Origin of the sequence: Gluconacetobacter asukensis (assembly GCF_014174375.1) — a bacterium.
GTDB classification, from domain to species: domain Bacteria; phylum Pseudomonadota; class Alphaproteobacteria; order Acetobacterales; family Acetobacteraceae; genus Gluconacetobacter; species Gluconacetobacter asukensis.
In genome coordinates, this window is the sequence record NZ_JABEQE010000007.1 from 90967 (window position 1) to 104332 (window position 13366).

Here is a 13366-nt window from a genome sequence, read left to right on the forward strand (position 1 = left end):
GCGACGTTTTTTGCAAAGGTGGCCGGATGTCGGGAACGATCGAAACTGTCGGCGTGATCGGGCTGGGCAATATGGGCCTGGCGATGGCCACCCGGCTGGCCGCCAGGGGCTTTGCCGTGCTGGGCCATGATATCGGTGCCCCTCGCCGGCAACTGGCCGCCGAGGCCGGCATTTCTGTCGCCGAGGATCTGGCCCCGGTGCTGCGCGCCGCGGATGCGCTGGTCTTCTCCCTTCCCCTAGCCCGCGATGTCGAGGCGGTGGTGACCACCCCCGGCGGCCTGCTGGCGCGGCGGGACCGCAAGGTCGTGGTGATCGACAGTTCGACCTCCGACCCCGGCACCACGCGGCGTCTGGCGCGGCAGCTTGCCCTGGCCGGGCACGGGCTGCTGGATGCGCCGGTCAGCGGTGGTCCATCGGGTGCCGCCGCCGGGACGCTGACGATGATGATCGGCGGCAGCGGGGAAGATTACGCCCAGGCCGGGCCGGTGCTCGACGCGCTGTCGGCGCGGGCGCCGCATGTGGGGCCGTCCGGTGCCGGCAATATCGTGAAGCTGGTGAACAATCTTCTCGTCGCCGCCCACCTGGTGACGACGGGTGAAGCGATGCGTCTGGCCGAAGCCGCCGGCCTGTCGGCGGACGAGGCCATCGCGGTGGTCAACAGCGCGACGGGGCGTAGCGCGGTCAGCGAGACGATGTATCCGCGCTGGATCCTGCCCGGCACCTTCGACAGCGGCTTTTCGGCCGGGCTGATGCGCAAGGACGTGCGGCTTGCCTTGGAACTGGTCGGCGAAACCGGGCTCGACCTGCCGCTCTCCGCCCATGTCGGGCGCCTGTGGCGTGATGCCGCCATCGCTGATGGCGACGACTTCACCCGCATGGCCGATTTCCGCACGCCGGGGGAAACGCGCGATGTCTGAAGGACCTTTTTCCGATGCAGCCGCGCGGATTTCGGCGCTGCTGCGCATCTTCCTGCCTGGCAGGGTGGTGGGCAGCGTGGTTGCCGGCGAGATCCTGCCTGGCACCGGGGCGGCGCTGGAGCTGGTGAACCCGGCCGACGGGCGGCCTTTCCTGTCGTTCGCCGACGCCGGCATCCCGGTGGTCGAGGCGGCCATGGCCGCGGCCGGGGCGGCGCAGCGCCACTGGTGGGGCATGACCGCCGCGGCCCGCGGTCGGGCGATGTGGGCGGTGGCGGCGCTGGTGCGCCATCATGCCGACGCGCTTGCCGAGCTTGAGACGCTTTCGGCCGGCAAGCCGATCCGCGACACGCGCGGCGAGGTGGCGAAGGTCGCGGAGATGTTCGAATATTATGCCGGCTGGTGCGACAAGTTGCATGGCGCGGTCATTCCCGTTCCCACCACCCATCTGAACTACACGCGCCACGAACCGTTCGGCACGGTCGTGCAGATCACGCCGTGGAACGCGCCGGTCTTCACGGCGGGCTGGCAGATCGCGCCCGCCATCTGCGCGGGCAATGCGGTGGTGCTAAAACCGTCGGAACTGACGCCGCTGACCTCGCTCGCGCTCGGCATGTTGTGCGACCGGGCCGAGGGGATGCCGCGCGGGCTGGTCAACGTCCTGGCCGGCGCGGGGCTGACGACCGGCGCGGCGGCGGTGGCGCATCGCGACACGCGGCTGGTGGTTTTCGTCGGTTCCGCAGAGGCGGGCGGGCAGATCGCCGCGGCCGCCGCGCGCAACATCGTGCCGAGCATCCTGGAACTGGGCGGCAAGTCGGCGAACATCGTGTTCGCGGATGCCGACATGGATCAGGCCATTCTTGGCGCCCAGGCGGCGATTTTCGGTGGGGCCGGGCAAAGCTGCGTCGCCGGGTCGCGCCTTCTGGTCCAGCGTGCCTGCCACCAGGCGGTCGTGGCGCGGCTGGGAGGTGCCGCCGGGCATATTCCGGTCGGGCCGCCCGTGGACCCGGTGACCCAGATCGGCCCGATCAACAACCGGCGCCAGTATGACTGGATCGCCGCCATGGTGACGGCGGCCGTCGAGGCCGGCGGGCATCTGGCGGCCGGCGGGGCCTGCCCGGATGGCCTGCGCGACAGCGGCGGCTTCTATTACGCGCCGACCATCATCGACGGCGTGCCGCCCGATGCCCCGATCGCGTGCGCGGAAGTGTTCGGTCCGGTGCTGACGGTCCTGCCGTTCGACACCGAGGAGGAGGCGATCGCGCTGGCCAACGCCACGCCCTACGGCCTGGCCGGCGCGGTCTGGACGCGCGATGTCGGCCGCGCCCATCGCGTCGCGGCGGCCGTGCGCGCGGGCACGTTCTGGATCAATGGCTACAAGACCATCAACGTCGCCTCGCCGTTCGGGGGCTTTGGCCATTCGGGCTTCGGCCGTTCTTCGGGCAGCGAGGCGTTGCGCGCCTATACCCAGACCAAGAGCGTCTGGGTCGAGACAGCCGCGCGGCCGGGCATGCCCTTCGGCTATGTCGGATGATGCCGGGGGTCAGGCGGCGAAGGGATCCTCCACCTGGGGCCAGAGGGGACGGCCCGCCCGTTTCAGGTCCAGGCCGCGCATGTCCGGCTGCACGCAGCCCGGGGCCGCGACGAAGAGAACCTGTGATGCCAGTCCGGCGAAACGGTTGTAGAAATGCTGGGCGGATTTCACCACGATGCCCCGCCGGGCGGCGAGGTCGATACCCAGGTTGGTAAAGGCTTCGGGCGAGAAGGTCTGCTGCCGACGCGACATGACGACGACGTCCAGGCCATCGATCCGCAGCCATGCCGCCGGCCCCAGCGAGGATGTGCCGCCCCCCAGCCCGACCTGTCGAAGGTCGTCGGTGACCCCCTGGACGGTCGCGACCACGTCGAGGGGATCGCCGGAAGTCGGGCCGCATTTGCCCCCCAGCCTCAGCGGCAGCGTCTCGCCCGCCCCGACTTCGCGGCACAAGGCGACGACCATCGGGTCCCAGAAGCAGCCCACCGCGACGTCGCGCACCCCGCGCGCGATCAGGCGCCGCAGGATCTCGGTATTATCGGACGGCGCGCCGCCGCCCGCGTTATCGGATACGTCGGCCAGGACGACCGGGGCGCCCGTTTCCGCCAGGACGCGGTCGATCGCCTCGTCCGGCGTGAAATAGCGCGTAGTGTTATCGCCGCGCATCGCCCAGACTTCCTCCCCCAGAGCGGTGGCCAGTGACTGGGCCTTGCTCGGGTCGCCATCGGCGATGACGAGCATCTTGGCACCGACATCGGGCACGTCGGCCCAGGGAAAGCCATGGGCGAACGAGACGGAGAGAATGCCGTCCCGCCCCTCCAGGGCCTGCATCCGGTCCACGAACGCGCGTGCCGGCGCCTCTGGCGTGCGCCAGATCGACAGCATGCGGCAATCATGCGCGGCCATGACCGGGCGGATCGCGCCACGGGCCGTGTCGGCGGCCAGCCGGTAGAGTTCCGTCGCGCGCGGGGCGATATCGTCGTGCGGATATTCCTTGTAGGTGACGATCAGGTCCGCCTGCGCCATCATGGCGGGGGTCAGGTGGCAATGCAGGTCCAGCACCGTTCCGATGACGGTATCCGGCCCGGCCACCGCGCGCAGGTGCGTCAGCATGTCGCCTTCGCAATCGTCATAGCCGACGGCGACCATTGCGCCGTGCATCGATATCAGGATGACGTCGACCGGCAGGGCCGCGCGCAGATCCTCGATCACGTAGCCGCGCAGTTCCTCATAGACGCGCCGCAGGGTCGGTCCGGCCGGCTGGGCGAACGAACATACGCTCTCGACGATGTCGTGCCCTTCCTGTTCCGCGAGCGCCCGCCAGGTCTTCAGCGGCAGGTTCGCCATGGTGGTGGGGTGGGCGGTCGCGCCGTTGCGGAACCAGTCGCGTTCGCCCATGAAGGCGCCGCGCCCCGTCATGATGGGCGAGAACGTGTTGGTCTCGGTCCCCAATGTCGCGATGAAGATTTTCATTTCAGAATCCTTGTCGTTCGCAATGGTGCCGGGAGCGCGGCGAGGTCGCGCAGCAGGGAGGCGGGGTCGAAGGTGCCCCTGCGGCCGATGAACACGATCCGGGTCGAACGGTCGGCCAGCGCGCGTTCGGGGGCCGGGCCGACGGTGGCCCGCATGCCCACCATCTGCAGCAGCATTCCGCGATCCGGCGCCGAGGCGGCGTATAGAATGCCCTTGGCCCGCAGCAGGCCCGGCGCGTGACGCTCCAGCACCGTGCGGAACGACGTCACGTCGATGGGCGCGTCCGACCGCCAGGCCAGGCTGGCGAACTCCTGGTCCGCCGCCATCTCCCCCGCCGACGCGCGCAGGCCGCGAACGCGGGGGGCAAGTGCCGCTGCCGCCCGCAGGGCCGGATGGGCCAGGAGCCTCGCCCCGTCGCGCGCGATCGCGACGCCGGGGCGGATCGCGTGCAGGGCGTGTTCGGCCCGGTCGACCGCCTCTGCCTCCAGCCGATCGGCGTGCGACAGCACGATCAGATCGGCCGCGTGGACCTGTTCGCGGAAGAGCGGATCGCGCGTCACCGGCCCGGCCTCGGCCAGCGCCTCGGCGTCGGTCACGCACACGATGCCTTCGAAGGACACATGCGCCCAGATGACCGGGTCCAGCAGGGCCCGGCGCATGTCGTCGAGCCGCGACACGCCGCTGCATTCGACGAAGATCCCCTCCGGCGGCGGATCGCGCGCCAGCAGGCGGCGCAGCGTCCCCAGCAGGTCGCCCTGCAGCGAACAGCAGATACAGCCGTTGCGCAGCGCCAGCACGTCTTCCCCGCGCCGGGCGATCAGTTCGCCATCGATGTCGATCGCGCCGAAATCGTTCACGATCACGGCCAGGCGGCGCGTCGCCTGCGCAGTGACGATCCGGTTGAGCAGGGTTGTCTTTCCGGCGCCCAGGAACCCGCCGATGATGGTGATGGGAACGGCGGCGGCCGTGCCGGTCACGACCCGGTCCCGCGTCCACGGATCGGCTGGCCGGGAAAGGCGTCCGTGACCAGTTTCCCGTCGGCGATGACGCGGCTGCCGTTGACGAACAGGTGCCGTACGCCCTCGGCATGGCGGTTCATCGCCATGAATTCGGCGCGGTCGGTGATCGTTTCCACATCGAAGACGACCAGATCCGCGTCGCATCCTTCCTGCACGCGGCCCTTGCGGCGCATGGCGGGCACGCTGGCCTCCAGAATCCTGGCGGGGCCCAGCGAGCAGCGCCGCATGGCTTCGCGCAGCGAGACCTTGCCGCGTTCGCGCAGATATTCGCGCAGGAAACGCGTGAACGTGCCGGACGAGCGCGGATGCGATGCGGCTTGCTCGGGCAGCGGCCAGGCGTCGCCTTCATAGATCGTCCCGTCGGGCATGGTCCACGGCATGGCGTCCGAGGCGATGATCCCGCCGGGATAAAGAACGGAAAGATCCAAGAGCTCCCGCGCCTCGGGATCGGTCTCGGTATCCAGGAAATGCCACAGCACCAGGGATTCCGGCCGCGCCTGGCCTGCCGCGAGCAGTTCGTCGCGGTCCCTGATACGGTGTCCGCCGTCGACGAACTGGATGGCGGTGTACGGGTTGCCCGTGCGCTCGGTAAAGGCCGGATCGGCGAAGAAGGGCGCGCCGACCACCGTGGAGCCTGTGCCGTAGGGATAGGCCTCGACCGTGATCGGCAGGCCCTGGGCCTGGGCCTTGGCGACGATTTCGGCCGCGCGGCGCACGTCGCGCAGGCTCGTGCTGTTGAAGTGGCAGATATGCATATGCGCGCCGGTTGCCCCTGCATAGCCTATCAGCCGCGTGTAGGCATCGATCGAACTGCGCGGATCGATATTCGAGGAGTAGGCGATGTGCGTGTAGGTCGGCACGTCGTGCCGGGCGGCGAGCGCGCAGAGTTCCACGATCTCCTTGGCACCGGCGCCGGGCAGGTAAGCATGCGGGATGCCGATGCCGATCCCGCCTTCTGCCAGCCCGGACTCGACCATCGCGAGGATCGCGGCAAGATCGCGGTCAGTCGCCGTTTCCTGGCTCCAGCGTGGATCGTCGAAGCAGCGCCCCATGAAGGACAGCGACGGTTCCAGCGGGCGGCCGATCATCACGGCGATCCGGGCGAATGCCCACGCCACCGACGCGCCGTAATTGAGCACCCGGCGCGCGGCCTTCTGCCGGTCGTACCACGCGCCGATCGGCAGAATGCCGACTTCGAGTTCCAGGCTGCTGGTAACGCCGTCGAAGGCCTGCATGCGGTCGGCCGCCAGGGACTGGCCATGGGCGTGAATGTCGATGAAGCCCGGCGCCACCACCAGCCCCCGCGCGTCGATCTCCACCGCCGCGTCGCCCGTCACATGGCCGACGCGTTCGATCACGCCGGCACGGATCGCGAGATCGCCGGGGGATTCGAGCCCGGTTTCCGGATCGACGAGCAGCCCGCCCCGGATGATCGTGTCATACATGCTCTGTTCCTTTTGCGATCTGCCAGCGCAGCGTATCGCCTTCCTGCTCGAAATGTGTGCCGAACGACCCGGACAGCGCCTGGAGCCGCCCGAGGATCGACGATGCCTGCTCGCCCGTTGCCAGGCGCGGCATGCCGCGTCGGTGCGGCGGGCCGCCCAATCCCAGCTCCACCGGATGGATGGTCATGGAGGTCACGCCGGCCGGCCCGAACTCGCAGACCGGCATTACCGTTTCCCAGAACCGGCTTTCCGCCGGGAAGCCCTTCGTGTCGGCCTCGGTCCGCAGGCGGTAGACATGGGCGGGCGTCAGGTCCGGGCTTGCGCGGAAACGGCGGTAGGAATCGGCCGGCAGGCGCGGGACGAGTTCGTTCTGGCCGATGAAATTGCCAAGGCTGTAGAAAATCGGCCGGTCCCTGTAGATCTCGATGCCACGCAGGAGATGCGGCCCGTGCCCCGCTATCAGGTCGGCCCCTGCGTCGATCGCCGCATGGGCGAATTCCACCAGGAACTCGGCGGGGATTTCGGGGTCCATTTCTCCGGCGGCGTTGTAGCCGACCTCATGGGCATGCAGGCTGACCACCACCAGATCCGAGACCAGCCGTGCCTCTTTCACCCAGCGGGCGATGTCCGCCATGTCCTCGGTGTTGGCGGTGGTCCTGATCCTGGCCGCCGGGGCGGCACGGAAATTCATCCCGCCGAGCGGCAGGATGTCTTCCGAGGCGGGCGGGAAGCCGAAGCCGAGCCGGATCGTCGTCTTGCGGATCGATTCCAGGCCCAGTTGCTCTGCGACTTCCTGCAGAGTCGCCATCTGCTGCGGCGTCACCTCGTACACGGCTGCGTGTCGCAGGGGGTTCGGCCCTGGCCGCCCCTGCATCGCGTCCGTCTGCGCCGCCGCCTCCTGCCCGGTGGCGAAAGTCGCTGTGCAGGACAGCAACGACACGGTGCCTTCGGGACGCGTGCAGTAGACGGGCATGCGCGCCCGCGTCAGGGTTTCGCCGATCCCGGCATAGAGGATTTGCCGTGCGTCCAGCGCTGCGATCGCCTTGCGCAGTCCCGAGATGCTGTAGTCGAGGCTGTGGTTGGTTGCCGTGGCGAACAGGTCGAACCCCGCCTCGGCGAGTTCGTCGATCACCCAGGACGGTGCCCCGAAATGTGAGCCGCCGCTCTCGAGTGCCGGATCGCCTTCGAAATCGTTCGGCAGGACCTCCAGATTGGTGAAGGCGATGTCCGAACTGCGGATCAGGTCGAACAGGGGGCTGATCGCGGGATCGTTCATGCTGTTGAGGCGGCGGAGCAGGATACTGTCGCCGGTCAGGGCAAGGGTGGGCATGAGGGTATTCCGCTTTCGTGATCCGGTTCTGTGGTCGACCGCCGTCAGAAATCGACGCCGAAACGGCCACCGACGAAGCGGGGCTCGCCGGAGATGCCCGTCAGCACCGTTGTCGCAGCCACGCTCACCACGTCGATGTAATGGCGGTTTGTCAGGTTCGAGGCATAGGCGGTCACGAACCAGCGACTGTTGACGGGCTTGAAGGTGACGCTCGCACCCAGCAGGAAATACGGAGGAACGACGTAGACGCCCGTCCCGCGTGGCTGCAAGCTGTCCTGCATGGTGCGATAGGAATAATCCACCTCGAAATTCATCATGTAATGGTTCCAGAATGGCCTCGTGTCGTAGGACGCCATGCCGCTGAGCGTCAGCTTCGGCAGGCCCATGTCGGCGCCGCCGTAATCGGTATAGACCGGCGTATAGATCCCGGTGACCGCGTAGCCGGCGGACACCGCAGCGCTGTTGACCTGCTGGTAATCCGTGTATTTGCTGCGCAGATAACCGAAATTCTGCGACAGGCTGAAGCCCCTGAACGGATGGGCCTCGAGCTGGAACTCGGTCCCCCAGATCTCCGAATGGGGGATATTGACGTAGGAGCCATAGGTTCCCGGCGTCGGGCCCGTATAGGATTTCGGGTTGCCCGGGATCACGACGGTACCCAGGATCTGCTTGTCGTGGTAATCGTCATAGAATGCGGCCCAGTTCAGCCGCAGCCTGTGATCGAAGAACTCCGTCTTCAGTCCTACCTCGTAGGCCAGCACCCATTCCGGCTTGAACGGCTTGATCTGGACGTCGGAGACGGTGGTGTTCGTCGTGAACCCGCCCGGCTTCACGCCCCGGGAGATGGTGAAATAAGCGAGGACATTGCGCGTCGCCTGGTAATTGATGCCGGTCTTGCCGGAAAACTGGTTGGTGAGCGCACCGTGCGTCCCGAAGGCATGCGACGTCCAGCATGACGGCGCGCCGCCGCACTGGGAGGCCGTGGCGCCGTAGTAATATTGCCTGATGTCATCGCCAACGAGCTGGCGGTCGTCGGTCTGGTGGCTCAGGCTGAAGGAGAGTTTCAGCTTGCGGGTTATGTCGTAGCCAAGGGTCGCGAACTGGCTGAAATTCTGCTCCGGCTGTTGATGCGTGCTGTCGCGGATCAGACCGATATAGTCGGAAAGGTCAAACCAGTTCGATCCGTAGTTGCGGATCCGGTTGTAGTACATCCCGACCACCCAGTGGAACCGGTCGTGGAACAGCGGCCGGCCCTGAAGGCCCAGTTCCTGCGAGAACATGTTGGTCTCGGACACGAAATAGGTGTCGCCCGAGCGGAATGCCAGGGCGTCGCGGTCGATATATTCGTGGCGCTGCTGCTGGGCGAAGGATGTGATGCCGTACAGCTTGGCGAAGCCGAAATCGTGGTCGCCCTTCAACGTGATGTTCCAGTTCACGTCGTTGTTCGATGGGACGCTGTTTGGCGAGATGCCGAGCACTTTCGCATAGACCGGATTGAGGCTCCAGCCGGTGGCGTAGATATTGGTGTCGCGCGGGGCGTTGCTGAGTTTCGAGAAATCCTGCAGCACGAAGCTCGTCGTCGCCTCCGAGCGATCCAGGGACCAGTTGGCGATCAGGTCGATGTTGGTCTTCTCGTCCGGCTGCCAGGCCAGGCGCCCGCGGATCGCGCCGAAATTGGCATTGCCGATCTTCTGTCCGGTGACGCGATTGAAGCGGAAGGCGCCACCTTCCATGTTCTCGCCCGCGATGCGGTACTGGAGCTTGTCCGTAATCGGGCCGGACACGTAGACGACGGTCTTGCTCCGGTCCCGCGTGGCAATGTCCTCGGTGGCGCCGTAATGAAGCTGCTTCGTCGGTGCGTTGCTCTCGATACGGACTTCGCCGCCGGTGTCTCCCAGACCGTGGGTGAAGCCGACCGGCCCCGGCTCGGCGGCGACGCTCTGGACGTCGAACATCATGCCGCTGCTCATGGACGCGATCGGAAATGGAACACCGTCGAAATAGGTCAGGACGGACGGCATGTTGTTCTGTGTGTAGTCCTGGAGCCCGATTCCGCGAAGATAGAATGATGGCGCCGTACTACCGCCTTCGGACTGGACAGTAAGGTTCGGCACCACGCGGCCAAGGTCCATGACCGTATTGATATGGCGTTCGGCCAGGACCTGAGCGTCGAGATAGGTGGTCGAGGTCGCCTCGTGCTGCTGGGCGGTGAATTTGAAGGCGCGTCGTTGGGCCGTTACCGCGACCGTCTCGGCAGCGGAGTGAACGGCGGCGTTCCTTGCCTTCGCGTGGGCTGGCTGGCTGGGGACGGCCTTGGCGGTCGCGACGGGCTTGGCCATATGCCGGGATCGGGCTGGCACCGTCTGCGCGTCAGCCGCGCAGACGGTGCCCAGGGCTGTGGCCAGGGAGAACGCCGCTTTCAGGCTCAGTCGAAAATCCCTCATTTCTAACTCCGTTGTTTGGAAGTGAAATATGTTGCTAAATCGAAACGTATTCCGTACGGAGAGAGCCCTGGCGGGGACCTGATGCCTCAGGTCCCCGTGGCGACGCCGTCCACCTCGTCTAGCAGGCGTTCCACCTCGCTCAGGCGCTGCACGGCGGCGCTGCCGATCGATTCTTCCAGCAGCGAGGCGAGGCAGTTCACCAGCGTGATCGCGCAGCCGTAATTGTCGAAGATTCCCAACCCTTCGACCGAACAGCGCAGCGTCAGGACCGACGCGTCGGGGCTCAGTGGCTGGCCGGGATCCGTGATCTGCAGTGCCCTGGCACCCTGCTTTCTGGCTTCGCGGAGGATACGCGAGAGGATCGCGGGCCGGCGCCGGAACGCAAGCAGGACAACCAGATCGTCCTTGCCCATGTTCACGAGTTCCTCGCTGAGCGTCATTCCGGCCCTCGGCGCCAATGAGGCGCCGTCGCGCAGCAGGGAGAGCACGGCATGGAGATAGATCGCCACGACCGTGGAGTTCCGGTATCCCACGATCCAGATCCGGCGCGAGGTCTTTAGCAGTCGGACGGCTTCTGCCAGATCAGCGGGTGCGATATCCATCGCCGTGCGCCGCAGGTTCTGTGCCTCGTGCTCCGCGTAGGGCGCGAAGTCGAAGGACGCGGAATCGCGCCGGCTCTTTTTTCGCAAGGCGGTGAGCGGTGATCCCGCCGAGGCCCTGTCCCGGGCCTGGTTGTGGGCCTGCTGGTAGTTTGCATAACCCAGGCGACGGAAGAATCGCGCGGCGGTCGGGTTGGAGACATCCGCCCGTGCCGCAAGTTCGCCGGCCGTGAAACCGGAGAAATTGCCGTTCATCTCCAGCAGCACGGCCGCCAGCTTTCGTTCGCCCGGAGAAAGCTCACCATGAACCCGCATGATCCTTACCTCTATGGGGGTGTCGTCTTCCATCACTGTCCGCTTACGCACTTTCTATGAAACATGGTTTCCGTTCCGTATACAACATGAAAATGTTTTTTCTTTGAATCTTTCTCCTGTCGTTTTTTCTGGCGCCACGGGTGAAACCCGGCAATGATAGGGTAGGTAAGAAAATTGCCTGAACCTCCCAAAAGAACGACACGCCCTGAAAGGCGATGGCACTGTCGACTAGTGCTGAGGTCCGACCCGGGATTTTCATCGAGCACTGACCCAACTGGGGATTGTTTCCCGTGTTGCCTGGGAGGGGTCAAGCTGTTGTTTGGGCCGTTCTGGCTTTGGGTGAGGCGGAGCTGGTCCGGAAGTGGCAGCGCCACTCAAGGACCCGCAGACCGGGATGGTTGGCCCGGCCAAATCTGCCCGAAAGCTGGATCCGGACCGAGATGCCGGAATTGCGGATCGTGAGCGACACGCTCTGGCAGACAATGCAAGTACGTCAGGACGAAATCGGGAGCCGTAGCCGGGCGATTGCCGAGGGCGTTGTGATCGCCGCGAAGGCACGGGAAATGGGGCTCCTGCCGATATCCTCCGGGTTGTGTCGCCTGCTGGTCTGCGGGCTCTGCGCCGATCCGGAGCATATGAGATAGAGGTGCTGCGTCCTGGGGGGCGCAATCATGAATCACACCAAGTCGGCCATAAAATGCAATACAATCAATCTTTTCACAGGTCCAATCGGGTCTGAATCTCCCCTTGAGGTAGACCCATCGGGTATATTCCATCCGGTTATGGTATCCTTCTAGGGTCATGCCGATCTGAGGAAAGCGATCATGACTGATGCGGTGCAGCCTACCGCTTCCAGGCCACTGGTTGATGACGACCAACTATGGCTGAGCGTCATGAACAAGATGGACGAGACCTGGGCCGAGCTGGTTGGGCAGCAGGTCGAGCTTGAACGCAAGAACGCCGAGCTTGAAGGCGCCCATGCCTTCATGGCCGGCGTGTTCGATTCCATGTCCGATGTGCTGGTGGCGTGCGATACCGCGCTGCGGGTCGTGCGGACCAACCAAGCGGCCGAGCGGCTGTTTCCTGCAAGTGCGGACGGGTTGGTGGGACGCCTGTTGGCGGAGTTGGTCGATCCGTGTTCTCCCACCACCGCGGCGGATGTCGCGAACACTATCGTCCGAAGGCAGCGTCTGGAGGATCGGGAGTTCATCCTGGCGGCGGCAGGGGGACCGATGCCTTTCGCGGTCAACGGCACCGTGTTGTACGACGGGCGGGGCGCCCGTCAGGCGTGGTTCTGGCGGCACGGCCGCTGGGCGAACTGCGCCGCGCCTATACCGAACTGGACCGTGCGCATCGCAGTCTGAAAGACGCACAGGCCCAGTTGGTGGAAGCCGAAAAGATGGCGTCGCTGGGGCGGCTGGTGGCCGGGGTGGCGCATGAACTGAACAACCCGATTTCCTTCGTCTATAGTAATGCGCATACGCTGCGCCGCTTCACCAGGCGGCTGGAAGCCTATCTGGCGGCGGTCCATGCCGATCCGCGTGCGGCGGATTTGGCGCGGCAGCGCCAGGACCTGCGCATCGACATGGTGCTGTCGGAGTTGGACGGCGCTCTGGAGGTCGATGGCCATGCCGGACAGATGCAACAGGTCATCATGAATCTGGTGCAGAATGCCGTGGATGCCATGGAAGGGGGTGACAGCCCGACCCTCGACATCGCCGGCACACGGCGAGGGGGCGAGTATGCCTGACCATCCGCGACAACGGCCCCGGTATCGCGCCCGAGAGCATTGGCCGGATCTTCGACCCGTTCTTCACCACCAAGCCGAGGACCTGCCGTCCGTGCGCCGCCTCACCGGTCGGCTTCTATGCTGGATCGAAGCGCGTCACCCCCAGTAGATGGGCCTTTCGCCCCCCCATTGAATTCCTCGTGATGTGCAACATGCTGCTCAGCCGTTCCGCCGCTCCCAGGGGGTTCATGGGCCGCCCGTGCCGCGGAAGAGCAGGAACAGCGCGATGATGATCACGATGATCGGCAACAGGCCTAGCCCGTTGAACCCCGTGCTTCGCGGGCCGCCATACCAGCCGGAGCGAATGCCGTAACCGCCGCCGCCGATGGCGAAGAGGATAAGGATGATCACGAGAAGGGTCAGCATCGTGGGGACTCCGGGAGTGGTTGTCCTGATAACGCTTCATGGTTCGGATTGTTCACGCGTTCCATGAATGCTCTTCGGGCGTGCGCATGCGTGGTTTGGCCGCGAAAACCTGATCGGGGCTCGGAGCCTCCGGCCCTG

The 13366-nt window shown here is 66.0% G+C and carries 12 protein-coding genes; 5 read left to right on the forward strand and 7 right to left on the reverse strand.

Going from position 1 to position 13366, the window contains the following annotated elements; translation table 11 throughout:
* The first annotated feature begins 26 nt into the window (after nt 1-26).
* Nucleotides 27-917 carry an NAD(P)-dependent oxidoreductase gene (locus tag HLH35_RS09810; RefSeq protein ID WP_182978964.1) on the forward strand — a complete coding sequence of 297 codons (891 nt, stop codon included), beginning with the start codon at nt 27-29 and terminating at the stop codon, nt 915-917.
* Nucleotides 910-2448 carry an aldehyde dehydrogenase family protein gene (locus tag HLH35_RS09815; protein WP_182978965.1) on the forward strand — a complete coding sequence of 513 codons (1539 nt, stop codon included), beginning with the start codon at nt 910-912 and terminating at the stop codon, nt 2446-2448. Before HLH35_RS09810 ends, HLH35_RS09815 begins: the two co-directional genes overlap by 8 nt.
* A 9-nt stretch (nt 2449-2457) precedes the next feature.
* Here HLH35_RS09815 and HLH35_RS09820 read toward each other — a convergent pair whose 3' ends face one another.
* The 6 genes from HLH35_RS09820 to HLH35_RS09845 form a co-directional block, all read right to left on the reverse strand.
* Entirely contained in the window at nt 2458-3921 is a 1464-nt protein-coding gene (locus HLH35_RS09820) for a M81 family metallopeptidase (protein WP_182978966.1), read from the reverse strand.
* Nucleotides 3918-4898, reverse strand: a complete 981-nt coding sequence (locus HLH35_RS20305) for a GTP-binding protein (RefSeq protein WP_182978967.1) — start codon at nt 4896-4898, stop codon at nt 3918-3920. Before HLH35_RS20305 ends, HLH35_RS09820 begins: the two co-directional genes overlap by 4 nt.
* A complete protein-coding gene (locus tag HLH35_RS09830) occupies nt 4895-6385 on the reverse strand; it encodes an amidohydrolase family protein (RefSeq protein WP_182978968.1) in 1491 nt (496 codons plus the stop codon). Before HLH35_RS09830 ends, HLH35_RS20305 begins: the two co-directional genes overlap by 4 nt.
* Entirely contained in the window at nt 6378-7715 is a 1338-nt protein-coding gene (locus HLH35_RS09835; RefSeq protein ID WP_182978969.1) for a CapA family protein, read from the reverse strand. The genes HLH35_RS09830 and HLH35_RS09835 overlap by 8 nt, the downstream gene beginning before the upstream one ends.
* Nucleotides 7716-7759: 44 nt before the next feature.
* Entirely contained in the window at nt 7760-10159 is a 2400-nt protein-coding gene (locus tag HLH35_RS09840; protein WP_182978970.1) for a TonB-dependent receptor, read from the reverse strand.
* 86 nt (nt 10160-10245) lie between these two features.
* Nucleotides 10246-11106: a MurR/RpiR family transcriptional regulator gene (locus HLH35_RS09845; protein WP_182978971.1), complete on the reverse strand. Its 861-nt coding sequence runs from the start codon at nt 11104-11106 to the stop codon at nt 10246-10248.
* A gap of 791 nt (nt 11107-11897) precedes the next feature.
* Between HLH35_RS09845 and HLH35_RS19760 the strand changes: the two genes are divergently transcribed.
* From HLH35_RS19760 to HLH35_RS20375, 3 genes are read left to right on the forward strand one after another with little or no spacing between them, the layout of a single operon-like run.
* On the forward strand, nt 11898-12437 hold the full coding sequence (locus HLH35_RS19760; protein WP_220790623.1) for a PAS domain-containing protein: 540 nt from the start codon (nt 11898-11900) through the stop codon (nt 12435-12437).
* A complete protein-coding gene (locus HLH35_RS19765; RefSeq protein ID WP_220790624.1) occupies nt 12362-12823 on the forward strand; it encodes a sensor histidine kinase in 462 nt (153 codons plus the stop codon). Before HLH35_RS19760 ends, HLH35_RS19765 begins: the two co-directional genes overlap by 76 nt.
* A gap of 2 nt (nt 12824-12825) precedes the next feature.
* Nucleotides 12826-13092, forward strand: coding sequence for a hypothetical protein (locus tag HLH35_RS20375; protein WP_408870114.1), 267 nt, complete (start codon nt 12826-12828; stop codon nt 13090-13092).
* Here the strand turns inward: HLH35_RS20375 and HLH35_RS09855 are convergent.
* Nucleotides 13049-13228 (reverse strand): hypothetical protein, encoded by a 180-nt coding sequence (locus tag HLH35_RS09855; protein WP_182965099.1) that lies wholly within the window; start codon nt 13226-13228, stop codon nt 13049-13051. The two genes, HLH35_RS20375 and HLH35_RS09855, sit on opposite strands and share 44 nt — an antisense overlap.
* Nucleotides 13229-13366 lie beyond the last annotated feature (138 nt).

Bases quoted from the DNA above. Each gene is read 5' to 3' on its own strand.
- HLH35_RS09810 (WP_182978964.1), top strand. From the start codon at position 27: ATGTCGGGAACGATCGAAACTGTCGGCGTGATCGGGCTGGGCAATATG.
- HLH35_RS09815 (WP_182978965.1), top strand. From the start codon at position 910: ATGTCTGAAGGACCTTTTTCCGATGCAGCCGCGCGGATTTCGGCGCTG.
- HLH35_RS09820 (WP_182978966.1), bottom strand. From the start codon at position 3,921: ATGAAAATCTTCATCGCGACATTGGGGACCGAGACCAACACGTTCTCG.
- HLH35_RS09830 (WP_182978968.1), bottom strand. From the start codon at position 6,385: ATGTATGACACGATCATCCGGGGCGGGCTGCTCGTCGATCCGGAAACC.
- HLH35_RS09835 (WP_182978969.1), bottom strand. From the start codon at position 7,715: ATGCCCACCCTTGCCCTGACCGGCGACAGTATCCTGCTCCGCCGCCTC.
- HLH35_RS09840 (WP_182978970.1), bottom strand. From the start codon at position 10,159: ATGAGGGATTTTCGACTGAGCCTGAAAGCGGCGTTCTCCCTGGCCACA.
- HLH35_RS09845 (WP_182978971.1), bottom strand. From the start codon at position 11,106: ATGGAAGACGACACCCCCATAGAGGTAAGGATCATGCGGGTTCATGGT.
- HLH35_RS19760 (WP_220790623.1), top strand. From the start codon at position 11,898: ATGACTGATGCGGTGCAGCCTACCGCTTCCAGGCCACTGGTTGATGAC.
- HLH35_RS09855 (WP_182965099.1), bottom strand. From the start codon at position 13,228: ATGCTGACCCTTCTCGTGATCATCCTTATCCTCTTCGCCATCGGCGGC.